We start from the raw sequence: 17,481 nt of genomic DNA on the forward strand, positions 1-17,481 counted from the left end.
GCTGGCGCGGATCACGGTGGCCGGGCTCACGGCATACCCCGCGCTGAACTCCTCGGTCGACCTGGACAAGGGCGAGATCGTGCGCCACGGCGAGGTCAACCTGGGCTTCGCGGCCCAGAGCCCGCGCGGCCTGGTCGTGCCCGTCGTCCATGGCGCGCACACGATGACCACCGCCGAGCTGGCGAAGGCGCTGCGCACACTGACCGAGAAGGCGCGCGAGGGCAGGCTGACCCCCGCGGAGCTGACCGGTGGGACGTTCACGCTCAACAACTACGGGGTCTTCGGGGTGGACGGCTCGACGCCGATCATCAACCACCCCGAGGCCGCGATGCTGGGTGTGGGCCGGATCGTCGACAAGCCGTGGGTGCACAAGGGCAGGGTGAAGGCGCGCAAGGTGACGCAGCTGTCCTTCACCTTCGACCACCGCGTCTGCGACGGCGGCACGGCCGGCGGCTTCCTGCGGTTCGTCGCCGACTGCGTCGAGGACCCCTCCGTCCTGCTCTCCGACCTCTAGCCTGAAGGGCATGCGCCCCGCGAGCGTCGAGATCCTGCACGAGATCTGCCGGTCCCTGCCGGAGACCGAGCTCGGCGTGACGTGGGGCGACGTGCCGACCTACGTCGTGCCGCGCGGGCCCAGGGGCCGGGGCTTCCTGCTCTTCCGGCACCCGCGCGGCGACGCGGTCGACCCCGAGACCGGCGAGCCCTACGACGACGTCGTCGTGCTGCGCTGCGCCAGCCGGGAGGACCGCGACGCCCTGATCGAGGACGACCGGCTGCCGTTCTTCACGATCGACCACTTCCGCAACCACGACACGGTCGCGGTCCTGGTGCGCGCCTCCCGGCTGCCGGAGATCGACGTCGACGAGCTGCGCGAGCTGCTCACCGAGGCGTGGCTGTCGGTCGCGCCGAAGCGGCTGGCCAAGGAGCACTTCCCCGAGCTGTTCGCGCCGCGTCGGACGGACTGAGCCAGCCCCCGGCGGGGCGGCGCGACGCGCTGCGGCATACTCCCGCCATGCATCCCCGTAACGTCGAGGTCCAGGACGCCCTGCACCGGGCCGGGATCGACTCCAGCATCGTCGTGCTCGACTCGCACGCCCGCACCGCCGTGCTCGCCGCCGAGCAGCTCGGCTGCGAGGTGGCCGCGATCGCCAACAGCCTCGTGTTCTTGGCCGACGACGAGCCCTTGCTCGTCATGGCCAGCGGTGCCGCGCGCGTGGACACGGACGTCATCGCCCGGGCGGTGGGTGCGACCGCGGTGCGCAAGGCGGACGCCGACCAGGTGCGGGCCGCGACCGGCCAGGCGATCGGCGGCGTGGCCCCGACCGGGCACCCGGCCCCGCTGCGCACCCTCGTCGACGAGGACCTGCGCGCCCACGACGAGGTGTGGGCGGCCGGCGGCACCCCCGACACGGTCTTCCCGCTGACCTTCGACCAGCTCGTCGCGCTGACGGGCGGGACGGTCACCGCGGTCCGCTGACGACCCCCGTGGCAGGGACGCCAGCCCTGCCCGGGCGTCCCTGCCATCGGGGCCCCCGCCCGGCGTGTCCCTGTCCCTGGGACTCCCCTGCCGGTGTTGTACCCGCACCGCCAGGGTGCCTCCTCACGACCGCCCTGCGACATGGGTAGTTGTACCCATTGCCGCGCCGCGCGGCCCTCTGCTACAAGACCTGTCCGTGGTCGCGGATAGGGTCACCGCGTGACCCTGTTCGTGCACCGTGCGACGAGCACCGACGTGCTCGCCGACGGCCTGGCCGAGCTCCTCGCGACGCCCCTGGCCGACCCCTTCGCCGAGGAGGTCGTCGCCGTGCCCGCGCGCGGCGTGGAGCGTTGGCTGGCCCAGCGGCTCTCCCACCGGCTGGGCGCCGGCGGCGGCCACGACGGGGTCTGCGCCGGGGTGCGCTTCCTCACCCCGCACTCGCTCGTCGCGCTGGTGCTCGGCATCGAGCGCGACGACCCCTGGCACCCCGAGCAGCTCACCTGGCCGGTGCTCCGTGCCGTCGACGCCAGCCTCGCCGAGCCCTGGGCCAGCACGCTGGCCACCCACCTCGGGCACGGGCTGACCGGCACCGAGGGCGAGCTGCGCCGCGGCCGGAGGTATGCCGTGGCCAGGCGCCTGGCCGGGCTCTTCGCCGACTACGCCGCCCAGCGCCCCGCGATGCTGGCCGACTGGCGCGAGGGCGGGGCGGGCGACGGCCTGGGCGACGGGGAGACCGTCTCCGGCGACCTCGCCTGGCAGCCCGAGCTGTGGCGCCGCGTGCTGGCCGAGGTCGACGCCGAGCCGCCGGACGTCCGTCACGCGCGGGTCGTGGGCCTGCTCCGCGAGCGCGGGGCCGAGGGGCTGCGGCTGGGCGACGGCCTGGTGCTGCCGGGCCGGCTCTCGCTCTTCGGGCACACACGCGTCGCGCGCAGCGAGGTGGAGGTGCTGGGCGCCCTGGGCGAGCACCTCGACGTGCACCTGTGGCTGCCGCAGGCGTCGCCCGCGGCGTGGAAGGCGCTGGCGCCGGCCGCTGCCGCCGGTCCGGTGCCCCGGGCCGAGGACGACTCGGCGGCCGTGGTCCAGCACCCGCTGCTCGCCAGCCTGGGCCGTGACGCCCGCGAGCTGCAGCGCACCCTCGCGCTGGCCGACGGGGTCGACCGCGTCGCCGCTCCCCTCCTCGACGCCCCGGGGCAGGGCGACCGGCCACCCACGCTGCTGCACCTGCTGCAGGACGACCTCGCCGCCGACCGCGTGCCCTCCGCCGACGAGCGGGCGGCCCGGGGCCGGGCGCTGGCGGCCGACGACCGCAGCGTCCAGGTGCACGCCTGCCACGGGCAGACCCGCCAGGTCGAGGTGCTGCGCGACGTCCTCGTCGGGCTGCTCCAGGACGACCCGACGCTCGAGCCGCGCGACATCCTCGTGATGTGCCCCGACATCGACGCCTACGCCCCGCTGGTGCACGCCGGCTTCGGCCTGGGCGAGGTCGTGCGCGACGGCACCGGCGCCACCCATCCGGCCCACGGCCTGCGCGTGCGGCTGGCCGACCGCGCCCCGCGCCACACCAACCCGCTGCTGGGGCTGGCCGACCGCCTCGTCGAGCTCGCGGGCGGACGGCTGACGACCGGTGAGGTCCTCGACCTGGCGCGCAGCGCGCCGGTGCGGCAGCGGTTCGGCCTCGACGACGACGCCCTCGAGCGGGTCGGCGACTGGGTCGAGGCGGTGGTGGTGCGCTGGGGCCTCGACGCCGAGCACCGCGCGACCTACCAGTTGAGCAACCTGCACCAGAACACCTGGCGCGCCGGCCTCGACCGGGTGCTCGTCGGCGCCGCGGTCGACGGCCGCGACCTCGACGCCCTCGGCGAGGTGCTGGCGCTCGACGACCTCGACAGCGGCGACCTCGACCTGGCCGGGCGGCTGGCCGAGCTGCTGGACCGCCTCGGGAGCACACTGCGCGACCTGCGCGACGCCGACACCGTCGAGCAGTGGCTCGCCGTGATCTCCGACGGCGTGCAGGCGCTGGCCGACGTGCCGCACCGAGACGCCTGGCAGCTGGCCCAGCTCGAGCGCGAGCTCGCCCGGGTCGGGGCCGCGGCCCGGTCGCGCGCCGGCCGCACCCCGTCGCTGACGCTCTCCGACGTCCACGCGCTGCTCCGCGAGCAGTCGGCCGGGCGGGCCACCCGCTCCAACTTCCGCACCGGCACGCTCACCGTCTGCACGATGGTGCCGATGCGCTCGGTGCCGCACCGGGTCATCTGCCTGGTCGGCATGGACGACGGCGTCTTCCCGCGGTCGAGCAGCGCCGACGGCGACGACGCCCTCGCCCGGCGCCCGGTGACCGGCGAGCGCGACCTGCGCAGCGAGGACCGCCAGCTGCTGCTCGACGCCGTCATGGCCGCCCGCGACACCCTCGTCATCACCTACACCGGCGCCGACGAGCACTCCGGCCAGGAGCGCCCGCCCGCCGTGCCGCTCGGCGAGCTCGTCGACGCGGTGCGGGCCACCGCGGACGGCCCGCCCGTCGAGCACCTCGTCACCCGCCACCCGCTGCAGCCCTACGACCGCCGCAACCTCGGCGCACCGCTCGCCGAGGACGAGGCGCTGCTCCCCGACGGGCGGCCCTTCAGCTTCGACCCGGCCGCGCTCGCCGGGGCGCTGGCGTCCGCCGGCGAGCGGACCCCGCCGGCGACGATCGCGGCGACCCACCTGCCGCCACGGGCCGACGGGGAGGTCGCGCTCGAGGACCTGGTCCGGTTCTTCGAGCACCCCGCCAAGGCGTTCCTGCGCGGCCGGCTCGGGATGGTGCTGCCCGAGGTGCCCGAGCTGCGAGGCGAGGGCATCCCGGTCGAGCTCGACGCCCTCGACACCTGGCAGATCGGCGACCGGATGCTGCAGGCCGTCCTGTCCGGCCGCGATCCCGCCCGCACCGTCCAGGCCGAGCGCTGGCGCGGCTCGCTGCCGCCGGACGAGCTCGGGACGGCGACGATGCAGACGGTGACCACCGCGGTCCAGCGGCTGTGCGAGGCGACCTGGCGGGTCGTCGGCACGGGCACCTGGGGCCAGGGTCTGCCGCGCGACAGCGTGGACGTCGACGTCGCCCTACCCGGCGGTCGCCGGCTCGTCGGCACGGTGGCCGGGATGGTCGACGGCTCCGCGCTGACCGTCACCTACTCCTCGGTCCGGGCCAAGCAGCGCGTGCGCTCCTGGATCCTCTCCCTCGCCCTCGCCGCGGCGGGCACCGGTGGCACGAGCCGGCTGGTCGGGCAGCACTCCTGGGGCAAGGGCGACAAGGGCCCCGTCCTCTACGTCCACGGCCCGCACGACCCCGCCACGGCGGCCGAGCTGCTCGCCCAGCTCGTCGACGTGCACGACCGCGGCCTGTGCGAGGTGCTGCCGCTGCCGGTCCGCACCGCCGCGCGGTGGGCCGAGACCTACGCCCGCACCGGGCGCGAGGGGCTGGCCCACAACCAGGCCGCGCGCGACTGGACGACCACCGACGGGGGCTTCGTGGCGGGCGAGCAGGACGACGCGTCGTGGCTGCGGGTCTTCGGCCGAGCGCTCCCCTACTCCGCCCTCGCGGCCCTGCCGCCGGGCCCCGACGAGACCTGGCTGCCGGAGGTCACCTCCCGCCTGGGCCAGCTCGCGATGCGGGTCTGGGGGCCGGTCCTGCAGCCCGGCGCCGAGACCATGGGGAGGCCGTGATGGCGCAGGAGCTGCGGGAGTTCTCGATATGCGACCCGCTGCCGAGCGGCACCATGCTGCTCGAGGCGAGCGCCGGCACCGGCAAGACCTGGACGATCGCGGCGCTGGTCACCCGTTACGTCGCCGAGGGCGTGGTGCCCCTGGAGGAGATGCTCGTCGTCACCTTCAGCCGGGCCGCCAGCCAGGAGCTGCGGGCCCGCGTGCGCGAGCAGCTGGCGGAGGCCGAGGCGGTGCTCGCCGGGCGACGCGAGCCCGATCCCGCCAACGAGCTGCTCACCCTCCTGCTCGACACCGACCCCGAGGAGCGGGCGCGACGGCATACCCGCGTGCGCACGGCGCTGACCAGCTTCGACGCGGCGACGATCGCGACCGTCCACCAGTTCTGCCACGAGGTGCTGCGCAGCCTGGGCGTCGCCGGCACGTCCGACGCCTCGGCCGAGCTCGTGGAGGACCTCGACGACCTGCTCGTGGAGGTCGTGGACGACCTCTACCTCCGCGGCTTCCGGGGCGAGTCCAAGCCCCTCTTCAGCCGCTCCGAGGCGCTGGAGCTGGCTCGGGCCGCCGTCGAGGACGTGCACGCCGACCTGTGGCCCACGACCGCCGAGAAGGGCACTTCCGCCGCCCGCCGGGTGGGCTTCGCCAGGGCCGTGCGCGCCGAGCTCGACCTGCGCAAGCGGCGGCTGCAGGTGATGCACTACAACGACCTGCTCACCCAGCTCGCCGACGCCCTCGAGGAGCCCGGCTCCCCCGCCCGCGACCGCATGCGCCGGCGCTGGAAGGTCGTGCTCGTCGACGAGTTCCAGGACACCGACCCGGTGCAGTGGGAGATCCTCGACCGGGCCTTCACCGGCCACGCCCGCGCGATGGTGCTCATCGGCGACCCCAAGCAGGCGATCTACGCCTTCCGCGGCGGCGACATCGTCACCTACCTCGAAGCCGCCGACTCGGCCACCGACCGACGCACCCTGCCGCGCAACTTCCGCTCCGACCCGGGCGTCGTGAAGGCCCTCTCGGTGATGCTCGAGGGCGCCGAGCTCGGCCACCCCGAGATCACGGTGCGCCCCGTCACCCCCGCCAAGGAGGGCGCGCGCCTGCAGGGCGCCCCGAGCGACGAGCCGGTGCGGCTGCGTCAGGTCCTCCTCGCCGAGCACCTCGACGACGAGGAGCGCATCGGCCCGACCCGCGAGCACATCGCCCGCGACCTGGCGCTCGACGTCGCGCGGCTGCTGTCCTCCGGCGCCACCTTCGACGGGCGGCCGGTCCAGGCCTCCGACGTCGCCGTGCTCGCCCACCGCGGCAAGGACCTCCTGACGGCGCAGCAGGCGCTGCGCGAGGTCGGCATCCACGCCGTCAGCGCCGGCGGGTCCAGCGTGCTGACCAGCCGCGCCGCCACCGACTGGCTGGCGCTTCTCGAGGCGATGGCCGCGCCGCACCGCGCGCTGCTCACGCGCGGCGCCGCCCTCACCGACCTCCTCGGGTATGCCGTGGCCGACCTCGACGCCGGCGGCGAGGAGCTCGACGACCGGCTGGCCCAGCTGGCCCGTGACCTGGCCGGGGTCTACGCCCGCCAGGGACTGGCCGCCGTGCTGGAGCGGCTGGTCGCCGACGGCCTGCCCGCCCGGGTGCTCGGCCAGGTCGGCGGCGAGCGCACGCTCACCGACCTCAAGCACGTCGCCGAGCTGCTCCACGACGCCGGGCGCGAGGGCCAGCTGGGACTCGTGGCGCTCCTGGAGTGGCTCCGCACGCAGATGGCCGAGGACGCCCCGCGCTCCGCCGGCGCCCGGACCCGCCGGCTCGACAGCGACTCGGCCGCGGTGCAGCTGCTCACGATCCACGGCAGCAAGGGGCTGCAGTTCCCGGTGGTCTACCTCCCGACGCTCGCCGACCGCCACGTGCCCGACGTGCCGCGCATCCCGCTGTGCCACGACGACCCGCCCGGGCGCCGCCGCTACCTCGACGTCGGGGGCCGCAACGCCAACCCGACGTGGGCCGAGTCGGTGCGCCGCCACAAGGAGGAGGACGCCGGCGAGTCGCTCCGGCTCCTCTACGTCGCGCTCACCCGCGCCCAGTCCCAGGTCGTCACCTGGTGGTCGCCGACGAGCCGCAACGCCGGCCCGGCCCCGCTGCACCGGGTGCTCTTCGGCCGTGACCCCGGCGTCGGTCCGGTGCCGGCGTCGGCCAGGGTGCCGCGGGACGACGGCCAGGCCACGGCCCGGCTGCGCACCTGGGCCGACCTGGGCGCCTTCTCCCTCGAGCGGGCCGACCACGTCGAGCCCGAGCGCCCCGTGCCGTCGGACGAGCCGGCCGAGCTGACGGTGGGGCGGTGGACGCGGCAGATCGACCACGCCTGGCGGCGCACGTCATACACCGCGCTGTCGACGCCGCGTGACCCCGCGGGCGCCGAGCTGACCGGCGGTGTCGGCAGCGAGCCCGAGGTGACTCCGCGCGAGGACGAGCCCGACACCCCCGACCCGGTGGTGGCCGAGACGCCCGCGCTGCCCGGGCTGGAGATCGCGGTGCCGGGCGCCGACGTGCCCTCGCCGATGGCCGAGCTGCCGGTGGGCGCGACCTTCGGCTCGCTCGTCCACGCCGTGCTCGAGCACGCCGACCCGCAGGCCGACGACCTGCGCGCCGAGCTGCTGCACCACATCGGCGAGCAGCGGGTGCAGTGGCCCGTCGCGCTCGACGCCGAGGTGCTCGCCGACGCGCTCGTGGCGGTCTGCGACACCCCGCTCGGGCCGCTCGCCGGCGACGCCACGCTGCGCTCGATCGGGCGGTCCGACCGGCTCTGCGAGCTCGACTTCGAGCTGCCGTTGGGCGGCGGCGACCTGCGGCGCACCGTGCCCGGACGCGACGGGGCTGCTGTCCTCGGCGACCTCGTGCCGCTGCTGCGGGCGCACCTGCCCTCGGGCGACCCGGTGCGCGGCTGGGCCGACGTGCTCGAGCGCGAGCCCGAGCTCGCCGGGCAGGAGCTGCGCGGCTACCTCACGGGATCGGTCGACGTCGTGCTCCGCACCGGCGGGCGCTATCTCGTCGTCGACTACAAGACCAACTGGCTGGGCCGCCCCGACCAGCCGCTCACCGCGGCCGACTACCGGCCGGAGATGCTCGACGAGGCGATGGGCCACTCCTCCTACCCGCTGCAGGCGCTCCTGTATGCCGTGGTCGCGCACCGCTTCCTGCGGTGGCGGCTGCCCGGCTACGACCCGGCGCGGCACCTCGGCGGCGTGCTCTACCTCTACGTCCGCGGGATGTGCGGGCCGCAGACCCCGGTCGTCGACGGCCGGCCGTGCGGCGTCTTCGCCTGGAAGCCGCCGGTGCGCCTGGTCACCGGCGTGTCCGACCTGCTCGACGGTCGCGCGGCCGAGGAGGCGTCATGACGGTCCTCGACACCTTCGAGCCGGTCGGCGAGCACGACCGGCGGTTGGCCCGATCGGCCAGGGGCGTGCTCGGCGAGCTCAACCGCGCCGGCGTCCTCACCGCCGCCGACGTCCACCTCGCCCGCACCCTGGCGCGGGTCACCCGCGAGCAGGACGAGGACGCCGTCGTCGCCGTGGCGCTCGCCGCGCGGGCGGTGCGGTCGGGCTCGGTCGCCGTCGACCTGGCGTCCGTCGCGCCGCAGGAGGGCGAGCTGGCCTCGCTGCCCTGGCCGGACCCCGACGGCTGGACCGAACGGGTGGCCGCGAGCAAGCTCGCGTCCCAGGGTGCGCTCGTCGTCGACCAGGGGCTGGTCTACCTCCAGCGCTACCACCACCAGGAGGTCCAGGTCGTCGACGACCTGCGGGCGCGCGCCGGGCTCGGGCCGGTGGCGGTCGACCAGGCCGTGCTCGAGGCGGGGCTGGAGCGGGTCTTCCCCGGAGACGGGTATGCCGAGCAGCGCGCCGCCGCGCGGGTGCTGGCCCGGTCGCGCACGGCCGTGCTGACCGGCGGGCCGGGCACCGGCAAGACGACGACGGTGGCCGGGGTGCTGGCGCTGCTGGCCGAGCAGGCCTCCGTCGCGGGCGACCGGCCGCTGCGGGTCGGGCTGGCCGCGCCCACGGGCAAGGCGGCCGCGCGGGTCAAGGCTGCCGTCTCCGGTGCGCTGGCCGGGATCCTCGAGCGCACGCCCGACCCCACGGTCCGCGCCGTGATCGAGCCGCTCGGCGACGTCGAGGCGATGACCCTGCACCGGCTGCTGGGCTGGCGGCCCGACAGCCGCACCCGCTTCAGGCACGACCGCGACAACCGGCTCCCCCACGACGTCGTCCTGGTCGACGAGGCCTCGATGGTCTCGCTCACCCAGATGGCCCGGCTGCTCGAGGCGCTGCGCCCCGGCGCCCGGCTGGTCCTCGTCGGCGACGCCGACCAGCTGGTCTCGGTCGACGCCGGCGCGGTGCTCGCCGACATCGTGGCGGGGGCGTCGGTCGAGGATGCGGCGTCTGAGACCGACGCGTCCGCGGAGACCGACGCGTCCGTGGAGGCCCGACCGCCCCTGGTGGCCGTGGCCCGGCTCCGGACGGTCCACCGCTTCGGCCGCACGATCGGTGCGCTGGCCGAGGCCCTGCGCGAGGGCGATGCCGACGGTGTCGTGGCGGCCCTCGCCGAGGGCGACGACGAGGTCGAGTGGGTCCGCGACCCCGACCCCGCAGCCGCCCTGCGCCCGCTGCTGACGCGGCATGCCCGCGCGGTGCTCGAGGCGGCCCGCCGCGGCGACGCCGTGGCCGCCATGGAGGCGCTCGGCCGGCACCGGCTGCTGTGCGCCCACCGCGAGGGGCCGCAGGGCGTCCGCACCTGGAACCACCTCACCGAGACCTGGCTCGGCGAGGAGACGGGGCTGACCTTCTACGACCCGATGTACGTCGGTCGCCCCCTCCTCGTCACCGCCAACGACTACGCCACCGGCGTGCTCAACGGCGACACCGGCGTGGTCGTCGCCTCGCAGACGCCCGACGGCACCCCGGTGCGGATGGCCGTCGTCGAGGGTGCCGCCGGCCCGCAGCGCTTCGCCCCCAGCCGCCTCGGCGACGTCGAGACGATGCACGCCATGACGATCCACAAGGCCCAGGGCAGCCAGGCCGAGGAGATCACCGCCCTGCTGCCCGAGGCCGACTCCCCGCTGCTGACGCGCGAGCTCTTCTACACCGCGGTCACCCGCGCGCAGGCGCGCGTGCGCGTCGTCGGCTCCGAGGAGGTCGTCCGCGCCGCGGTCGAGCGCCGGGTCGTGCGCGCGTCCGGCCTGCGGCAGCGGCTCGCCCGCGGCTGAGGGGCCGTCAGCCCCGCACGCCCACCGGCGCCCGCACCTCCCGCTGCGGCAGGGCCAGCTCGGGGTGCTGCGCCCGACCCGCACGCAGCGCGAGCAGCGCGTAGAGGATCGTCGCGAGGTCGACCAGCTCCTGGGTCAGGGCGCCGGCGACCGCGGGGATGTGGCCGAAGGCGGCGACGCCCATGAGCCCGAGGCTGAGCACAATGCCGATCCAGATCGCCGTGAGCGCCACCCGGTAGGTGTGCCGGCCGACCTCGACGGCCTGGACGACCTTGCCGATGTCGTCGCGGGTGATGACGACGTCGGCCGCCTCGCTGGCCGCGGTCGCGCCGCGGGCACCCATCGCGATCCCGACGTCCGCCGCCGCGAGGACGGGCGCGTCGTTGACGCCGTCGCCGACCATGATCACGGGACGGTGCGGCATCGCGGCGATCAGCTCGACCTTGTCCTGCGGCAGCAGCTCGGCGTGCACCTCACCCACCCCGGCGTCCCGGGCGAGCGACTCACCGGTCGTCCGGGAGTCACCGGTGAGCATGACGGCGTCCTCGATGCCGAGCTCGCGCAGCACCCGCACGGTGGCCGCGGCGTTGGGCCGCACCGGGTCCATGAGCACGAGGCTGCCGGCGAACGCGCCGTCGATCGCGACCGAGACCGCCGTCTCGCCCGCGCCGAGGCGGGGCAGCTCCGCCCGGGGGTCGGTGCCGCGGACGAACGCCAGCTTGCCGACGACGACGCGGTGGCCGTCGACGTCGGCGACGACGCCGTGGGTCGCGTGCTCCTCGCCGGCGTGGGCCTCGGCCAGCACCAGCCCGCGCCCGGTCGCCGCGCGCATGACGCCGTCGGCCAGCACGTGCGTCGACGACTGCTCGGCCGAGGCCGCGAGCCGCAGCAGCTCGTCGGGGTCGACGCCCGGCGCCGGCTCGATCCGGACCAGCTCGGGCCGCCCCTGGCTCAGGGTGCCGGTCTTGTCGAAGGCCACCGACCGGGCCCGGGCGAGCGCCTCCAGGGTCGCGCCGCCCTTGACCACGATGCCGAGCCGCGCGGCCCGGCTCATGCCGCCGAGGAAGGCGACCGGCGCGGCGATGAGCAGCGGGCACGGGGTCGCGAGCACGAGCACCTCGGCGAAGCGGACCGGGTCGCCCGAGGCCCACCACGCGATCCCGGCGACGAGCAGCGAGACCACGGTGAAGGGCACCGCGAAGCGGTCGGCGAGCCGGACGGTCGGCGCCTTGTCCTCCTCGGCCCGGGCCACGAGGCGCAGGATGTGCTGGTACTGCGAGTCGGCCGACCGGGCCGTCGCGATCATGCGGACCGCCCGGGCACCGTTGACGGCACCGCTGAGGACGTTCTCCCCGCGGGTGCGCAGCACCGGCAGGCTCTCGCCGGTCAGCGACGACTCGTCGAGCTCGGCCTCCTCGTCGAGGAGCACGCCGTCGACCGGCACCACCTCGGCCGGGCGCACGAGCAGGACGTCGCCGGGCACGACCTCCTCCACGGGCACGTCCTCGACGAACGGCTCCCCGGGGTCCGCGCCGTCGGCATCGGGTATGCGGTGCGCCAGCTGCGGGGCCCGGTCCAGGAGGGCGGTGAGCTCGGCGCGGGCCCGGGCCGCGGCATACTCCTCGAGCGCCTCGCCGCTGGAGAGCATGAGCACGATGAGCACGGCGGCGACGTACTCCCCCACCGCGACGGTGGCGACCATCGCGACGACGGCGAGGATGTCGAGCCCGTAGTGACCGCGCACCAGGTCCTGCACCATGTCCGCCCCGGTGCGCAGCACGACGCCGATGACGAAGACGCTGGCGATCCACTGCGCCGCCACGCCCTGGTCGGCGGCGAGGAGGCCGAGGACGAGCGCGAGGACCACCAGCGTGATCCCGACGAGGGGGTGACGCCGCAGTGCTGAGACGACCTTGCCCATGCTTCAGGTCTACTCCCCTCCGGCGGGGGTTTCCAGCAAGGGAAGGCTGGGCTGACCTGCGGTTTTTCGATCGCGATCCGGTGCGGCCGGGCCGTCGGAGGGCGCCGGAGGGACCGGTGGCAGGGGCACGTCTTCCCCGCACGTCACCGCCCGGCCGCCCCTGGAGGGCGACCGGGCGGGAGGCGCCGGACCGGTGTCCCGACCGGTCCGGCGGGCCGGCTCGCGTGTCCCGCGCGAGCGGCCCCGGCACCCGGGGGCAGGGCGTCCCGACCCCGCCCCCGGCGGTTCTCAGGCGGCGGCCAGCCCCTCGGCCGGGCTGACCCGGGTGGCGCGCCGCGCGGGCAGCACGCTGGCGAGGACACCGGCGAGGAGCGCCAGGCCGACGATGATGCCGACACGGGCCCACGGCACCGCGAGCTGCACCGGGGTGTCCTCCGGGAGGATCGTCTGGATGCCGAGCACGGCATACCCGAGCCCCAGCGCGAGCCCCAGACCGGCGCTGACCAGCGCCAGCAGCACGCCCTCGGTCAGGAGCATCCCGCGCATCTGGCCACGGGTCAGGCCCAGGCCGCGCAGCAGCGCGTGCTCGCGGTGCCGCTCGACGACCGACAGCGACAGGGTGTTGGCGATGCCGACGACCGCGATGACCACCGCCGCACCGAGCAGCGCCGTGGTGACGAGCACGAGCACGTCGAGCACCTGGACGATCAGGGCCCGCTCGACGGCGGCGCCGGCCACGTTCAGGATCGCGTCCGAGGCGATGTCGTCGATACCGCCCATCACGGCGGCCAGGTCGGCGTCGTCGTCGATCTGCAGCATCGCCCCGCCCAGGACCGAGGTCTCCCCGGCCAGCTCGGCGAGCGTCTGCTCGTGCACCACCGCGGCGGTGCCGAGCCCGAGCTCGACGACGGTCAGCTCGCGCGACCCGGCGGCGCCGGTGAGGGTGAGGGTGTCGCCCGCCTCCAGGCCGTTGATCATCAGCATGAGGTCGTTGAGCCCCACGGTGTCGGGCGCGATGCTGGCGACGAGCTTGTCGCTGCGGATCGCGTCGCCCGCCGTCGCGGGGTCGAGGCCGATCGCGAGCGTCGTGTCCCAGGCCTGGCCGAGCACGACGGTGGCGGTCTCGACGGGCACGACCGCGGCGACGCCGTCGACGTCGGCCAGCCGGGCCGGCACGCCCTGGTCGAGCGGATCCGGGGCGACGGAGCGCGCGAGCGTGGTCGGGTCGGGGTCCTCCGAGGTGCCCCCGTCGAGGGCGCCCTCCTCGCTGTCGACGACCCCCTCGTCGGTGAACCCGCTCGGGGTCGTGACGAGGAAGTCCACGGCGTAGGCACGGTCGATCTCGCCCAGCGCGGTGCGCTGGCCGGTGGCCGCACCGATGGACGTCATCGTGATGAGCGTGACGCCGACGAGCAGAGCGGCGCTCGTGGCGGCGGCCCGACCGGGGTTGCGCACGGCGTTGTCCACGGCCAGCCGACCGGGGACCCCGGCGACGCGTGCGCCGAGGCCGAGGGCGCGCACGGCCGCCGGCACGATGACGACGGCCGCGACGAGCACGCCGAGGAAGGAGACCAGGCCACCGGCGATGCCGGAGAGGACGTCACGGTTCGTGGCGGCGTAGACCATGGCGGCGACACCGACCCCGATGAGCAGGGCGGCGATCCCGAGGCGGACCCAGCCGACGCGGCGGCGCTCGGCGGAGGGGCCGGTGGGCCGCAGCGCGGCGAGCGGCGACACCCGGGTGGCCCGCACGGCCGGCCACAGGCTGGCGAGCACGGTCACGAGGGTGCCGACCACGACCGGCACGACCATCGTCACGGCCCCGACCTGCAGGTCGACGTCGAGCGGGATGCCCAGGTCGAAGCGACGGCCCAGGGCCAGCAGGCCGGCGCCCGCCGCGATGCCGACGGCGACGCCGACCGCCGAGGCGACGAGCCCCAGCACGACGGCCTCCAGCACCACCTGGCGGCGGACCTGGGCGCGGGTCGCGCCGACGCAGCGCAGCAGGGCGAGCTCGCCGGTGCGCTGGGCCAGCGTGATCGTGAAGGTGTTGGCGATGACGATGGCGGCGGTCAGCAGCGCGATCGCGCCGAAGCCGAGCAGGATCGCGGCGAAGACCGCGGTGTCACCGGTCATCCCGGACACGCGCGCCTCGGCGGCCTCGGGACCGGTCTGCACGGTCAGGTCGCCGACCGTCACCGCGTCGGCGATGGCCGCACGAGCGGCCGCCTCGTCGGCCCCGTCGGTCAGCTCGACCGCGATGGTCATGTAGCTGAGGAAGGGGTCGATCTGCCGCAGCGTGGCGTCCGAGCCGGCGAAGGTGTCGCCATAGCTGAGCATCGGGTCGGTCTGGCCGAAGTCCGCGACGCCGCTGACCAGCAGGGACACGGCCGCCGTCGGCTGGCCGTCCTCCATCGACATGGGGGTGAGGCTCAGCTCGTCACCGGCACCCAGGTCGGCGGAGTCGGCGAGCGACCGGGAGATCAGGACCTCGCCGTCGGCGTCCGGCATCTCGCCCTGCAGCAGGGTGACGCCGGAGACGGGCACGGCGCTGCCGTAGGCCCACTGGCCCGGGATGCGCTCGGCGCCGACCGAGCCCTCGCCGCGCACCGAGGCCACCTCGTCGAGGGCGGCGACCTCGTCGTAGACGTCGGTGGACAGCCACTCGTCCTCGGAGGAGAGCACCAGGTCGGCGTCCTTGACGCTCGCGGCGACGGCGTTCTCGACACCGGCCTTGGCGGTCATCAGGACCACGAGGCTGGCGGACAGGAAGCCCACGCCGATGATGATCGCGACGGCGGCGGACAGCAGCCGCCGGCCGCGCGAGGCCAGACCGGCCGTCATCCAGCCGGACCCGAGGCGCGCCATCACGCCCGCCCGAGGGCGCGCACGGCCTGCAGCACCGCGTCGGCGTCCGGGTCCACGATGTCGCCGGCGATCTGGCCGTCGGCCAGCAGGATCACGCGGTCGGCGACGGCGGCGGCCGACGGGTCGTGGGTGACCATGACGACGGTCTGGCCCCACTCGTCGACCGAGCGGCGCAGCAGGGCGAGCACCTCGGCGCCGGTGGCGGAGTCGAGCGCACCGGTCGGCTCGTCGGCGAAGATCACCTCCGGACGCGTGACCAGCGCACGGGCGAGGGCGACGCGCTGCTGCTGACCGCCGGAGAGCTCACCGGGCCGGTGGCCGAGACGGTCGGACAGGCCGAGGCCCTCGACGACCGTGCGCTCCCACTCGGCGTCGACCTTGCGGCCGGCGAGGTCGAGCGGCAGCCGCAGGTTCTGGCGCGCGGTGAGCGTCGGCAGCAGGTTGAACGCCTGGAAGACGAAGCCGACCGCCCGACGACGCAGCGTCGTCAGCTGCTTGTCGGAGAGCGAGGTCAGCTCGGTGTCGCCGAGGAAGACCCGGCCCCCGGTGGGGGTGTCGAGCCCGGCCAGCAGGTGCATGAGGGTGGACTTGCCCGAGCCGCTCGGGCCCATGATCGCGGTGAAGCGTCGCGCCTCGATGCCCACGGACACCCCGTCGAGGGCACGCACGGCGGTCTCGCCGGTGCCGTAGGTCTTGGTCAGGTCGGTGGCGCTGGCTGCCAGCGTCGTGGCGGACGGCCGCTGCACGTCTGTCGTCGTCATACCCACGACGCTAGGTGCGCGCGACCTCATCCCTCGTCCGCCGGTGGTCCCGACCGCCGGCGGCGCACGTCATACCGGGGTATGACGTGGCTCGTCGGCGCGCCCGGGCGCCTCCGTCGGGGTGCTGAGCTTGAGCCCCACGACGCAGCCGATGATCCCGAGCAGGAAGAAGCCCTTGAGGAGGCTGAGCGGCTCGCTGCCGGTGGCGGCGGCCCAGAGCACGGTGAGGAGGGCGCCGACACCGGTCCACACGGCATACGCGGTGCCGGTGGGGATGGTGCGCATCGCCCGGCCGAGGCCGACGAGGCTGAGCACCGAGAAGACGACGAAGACGGTCGTCGGGCCGGGCCGGGTCAACCCGTCGGAGGCGCCGAGCGCGGTCGCCCACACGGCCTCGAAGACGGCGCTGACCAGCAGGATCACCCACGCCATGGCTAGGACACCACCTTCAGGCCGACGACGCAGGCGACGATGCCGAGCAGCAGCAGCGTGCGCACGAGCGAGGCCGGCTCGGTGCCGCGGACCATGGCCCAGACGACCGTGAGGCTGGCGCCGGTCGCGGTCCAGACGGCGTAGGCGGTGCCGGTGGGGATGGTCTGCATCGCCAGCGCCAGACCCCAGACGGACAGCACGGTGGCGACGAGGAAGACGACGGCGGGGCGCCAGCGGCGCAGTCCGTCGGAGGCGCCGAGCGCGGTGGCCCAGACGGCCTCCAGGACGCCCGAGCCGATGAGCAGGACCCAGTCCATGACGATTCACTCCTGAGAGTTGGTCAACAACAGGCTGGCCAGTCTTGTCGTCACCGGGTACTGAACCGTCGTCCGGGGCGCGCGGGGCGCCGCTCCCAGGATAGCAACGCGGGGAGGTCGCTCAGCCCTGGTCGGGGCGGCCCACCAGCCCGGTCTCGTAGGCCGTGATGACCATCTGCACGCGGTCGCGCAGGTCGAGCTTGTGGAGCACGCGGCCGATGTGGGTCTTAACCGTCGCCTCGGCGAGGTAGAGCTCGGCGGCGATCTCGCTGTTGGTCAGGCCACGGCCGACCGCCTCGAGGACCTCACGCTCGCGGTCGGTGAGCGGGGCCAGGCGGGCGGCGGCCGCGCGGCGCTCGGCGGCCTGGGCCATCTCGAGCTCGCCGTCGGGCAGCTGGGGCACGAAGCGCTCGAGCATGCGGCGGGTCGTCGACGGTGCCATCGCGGCGTCGCCGGCGTGCACGGCCTTGATGGCGGCGAGCAGCTCGGCGGGGCCGGCGTCCTTGAGAAGGAAGCCCGCGGCACCGGCCTTGAGCGCGGCGAAGGCGTACTCGTCGAGGTCGAAGGTCGTCAGGACCAGGACCTTGGGCGGGTCCTCGGTCTCCTGGATGCGCCGCGTCGCCTCGACGCCGTCGAGCCGGGGCATCCGGATGTCCATGAGGACGACGTCGGGACGGGTCGCCGCGACGCCCTCGACGCCGGCGAGACCGTCACCGGCCTCCCCCACCACGGTCATGTCGGGCTGGGCGTCGAGAACCATCCGG

The 17,481-nt window shown here is 75.4% G+C and carries 12 protein-coding genes and 1 riboswitch; of the genes, 6 read left to right on the plus strand and 6 right to left on the minus strand.

Translation table 11 applies throughout. From position 1 onward, the window contains the following. The 6 genes from FB476_RS15135 to recD form a co-directional block, all read left to right on the plus strand. Window positions 1-514: 2-oxo acid dehydrogenase subunit E2 (locus tag FB476_RS15135; protein ID WP_202877054.1), on the plus strand; the 514-nt coding region annotated here is incomplete at its 5' end. 10 nt (window positions 515-524) lie between these two features. Next, a complete protein-coding gene (locus FB476_RS15140) occupies window positions 525-965 on the plus strand; it encodes an MmcQ/YjbR family DNA-binding protein (protein WP_141820941.1) in 441 nt (146 codons plus the stop codon). A gap of 47 nt (window positions 966-1,012) precedes the next feature. Further along, complete coding sequence (locus FB476_RS15145) at window positions 1,013-1,477, plus strand: YbaK/EbsC family protein (protein ID WP_141820943.1); 465 nt, start codon at window positions 1,013-1,015, stop codon at window positions 1,475-1,477. 219 nt (window positions 1,478-1,696) lie between these two features. Further along, window positions 1,697-5,176, plus strand: a complete 3,480-nt coding sequence (gene recC, locus FB476_RS15150; protein WP_141820945.1) for an exodeoxyribonuclease V subunit gamma — start codon at window positions 1,697-1,699, stop codon at window positions 5,174-5,176. After that, window positions 5,176-8,556 carry a UvrD-helicase domain-containing protein gene (locus FB476_RS15155; protein WP_141820947.1) on the plus strand — a complete coding sequence of 1,127 codons (3,381 nt, stop codon included), beginning with the start codon at window positions 5,176-5,178 and terminating at the stop codon, window positions 8,554-8,556. Before recC ends, FB476_RS15155 begins: the two co-directional genes overlap by 1 nt. Next, window positions 8,553-10,418, plus strand: coding sequence for an exodeoxyribonuclease V subunit alpha (gene recD / locus FB476_RS15160; RefSeq protein ID WP_141820949.1), 1,866 nt, complete (start codon window positions 8,553-8,555; stop codon window positions 10,416-10,418). The genes FB476_RS15155 and recD overlap by 4 nt, the downstream gene beginning before the upstream one ends. A gap of 7 nt (window positions 10,419-10,425) precedes the next feature. Here the strand turns inward: recD and FB476_RS15165 are convergent, their stop codons facing one another. The 6 genes from FB476_RS15165 to FB476_RS15190 all read right to left on the minus strand — a co-directional run bounded on the left by FB476_RS15165 (window position 10,426) and on the right by FB476_RS15190 (window position 17,477). Further along, complete coding sequence (locus FB476_RS15165) at window positions 10,426-12,339, minus strand: heavy metal translocating P-type ATPase (protein ID WP_141820951.1); 1,914 nt, start codon at window positions 12,337-12,339, stop codon at window positions 10,426-10,428. A gap of 288 nt (window positions 12,340-12,627) precedes the next feature. Continuing rightward, the gene (locus FB476_RS15170; RefSeq protein ID WP_141820953.1) at window positions 12,628-15,207 is read right to left on the minus strand and encodes an ABC transporter permease; all 2,580 of its coding nucleotides are present in this window, start codon (window positions 15,205-15,207) and stop codon (window positions 12,628-12,630) included. Then, window positions 15,207-15,968: an ABC transporter ATP-binding protein gene (locus tag FB476_RS15175; protein WP_141820955.1), complete on the minus strand. Its 762-nt coding sequence runs from the start codon at window positions 15,966-15,968 to the stop codon at window positions 15,207-15,209. The genes FB476_RS15170 and FB476_RS15175 overlap by 1 nt, the downstream gene beginning before the upstream one ends. Window positions 15,969-16,037: 69 nt before the next feature. Then, entirely contained in the window at window positions 16,038-16,400 is a 363-nt protein-coding gene (locus FB476_RS15180; RefSeq protein ID WP_141820957.1) for a DMT family transporter, read from the minus strand. A gap of 2 nt (window positions 16,401-16,402) precedes the next feature. Further along, complete coding sequence (locus FB476_RS15185; protein ID WP_141820959.1) at window positions 16,403-16,717, minus strand: DMT family transporter; 315 nt, start codon at window positions 16,715-16,717, stop codon at window positions 16,403-16,405. A gap of 33 nt (window positions 16,718-16,750) precedes the next feature. Next, window positions 16,751-16,813, minus strand: a riboswitch (guanidine-III (ykkC-III) riboswitch). A 25-nt stretch (window positions 16,814-16,838) separates the two neighbouring features. After that, window positions 16,839-17,477 carry a response regulator transcription factor gene (locus FB476_RS15190; protein WP_238329837.1) on the minus strand — a complete coding sequence of 213 codons (639 nt, stop codon included), beginning with the start codon at window positions 17,475-17,477 and terminating at the stop codon, window positions 16,839-16,841. Between the last annotated feature and the right edge of the window lie 4 nt (window positions 17,478-17,481).

The organism is Ornithinimicrobium humiphilum, assembly GCF_006716885.1.
GTDB classification, from domain to species: domain Bacteria; phylum Actinomycetota; class Actinomycetes; order Actinomycetales; family Dermatophilaceae; genus Ornithinicoccus; species Ornithinicoccus humiphilus.

Coding starts and splice junctions, on each gene's coding strand:
- FB476_RS15180 (WP_141820957.1), bottom strand. CDS start 16,400: ATGGCGTGGGTGATCCTGCTGGTCAGCGCCGTCTTCGAGGCCGTGTGG.
- FB476_RS15140 (WP_141820941.1), top strand. CDS start 525: ATGCGCCCCGCGAGCGTCGAGATCCTGCACGAGATCTGCCGGTCCCTG.
- FB476_RS15165 (WP_141820951.1), bottom strand. CDS start 12,339: ATGGGCAAGGTCGTCTCAGCACTGCGGCGTCACCCCCTCGTCGGGATC.
- recD (WP_141820949.1), top strand. CDS start 8,553: ATGACGGTCCTCGACACCTTCGAGCCGGTCGGCGAGCACGACCGGCGG.
- FB476_RS15145 (WP_141820943.1), top strand. CDS start 1,013: ATGCATCCCCGTAACGTCGAGGTCCAGGACGCCCTGCACCGGGCCGGG.
- FB476_RS15190 (WP_238329837.1), bottom strand. CDS start 17,477: ATGGTTCTCGACGCCCAGCCCGACATGACCGTGGTGGGGGAGGCCGGT.
- FB476_RS15185 (WP_141820959.1), bottom strand. CDS start 16,717: ATGGACTGGGTCCTGCTCATCGGCTCGGGCGTCCTGGAGGCCGTCTGG.
- FB476_RS15175 (WP_141820955.1), bottom strand. CDS start 15,968: ATGACGACGACAGACGTGCAGCGGCCGTCCGCCACGACGCTGGCAGCC.
- FB476_RS15155 (WP_141820947.1), top strand. CDS start 5,176: ATGGCGCAGGAGCTGCGGGAGTTCTCGATATGCGACCCGCTGCCGAGC.
- FB476_RS15170 (WP_141820953.1), bottom strand. CDS start 15,207: ATGGCGCGCCTCGGGTCCGGCTGGATGACGGCCGGTCTGGCCTCGCGC.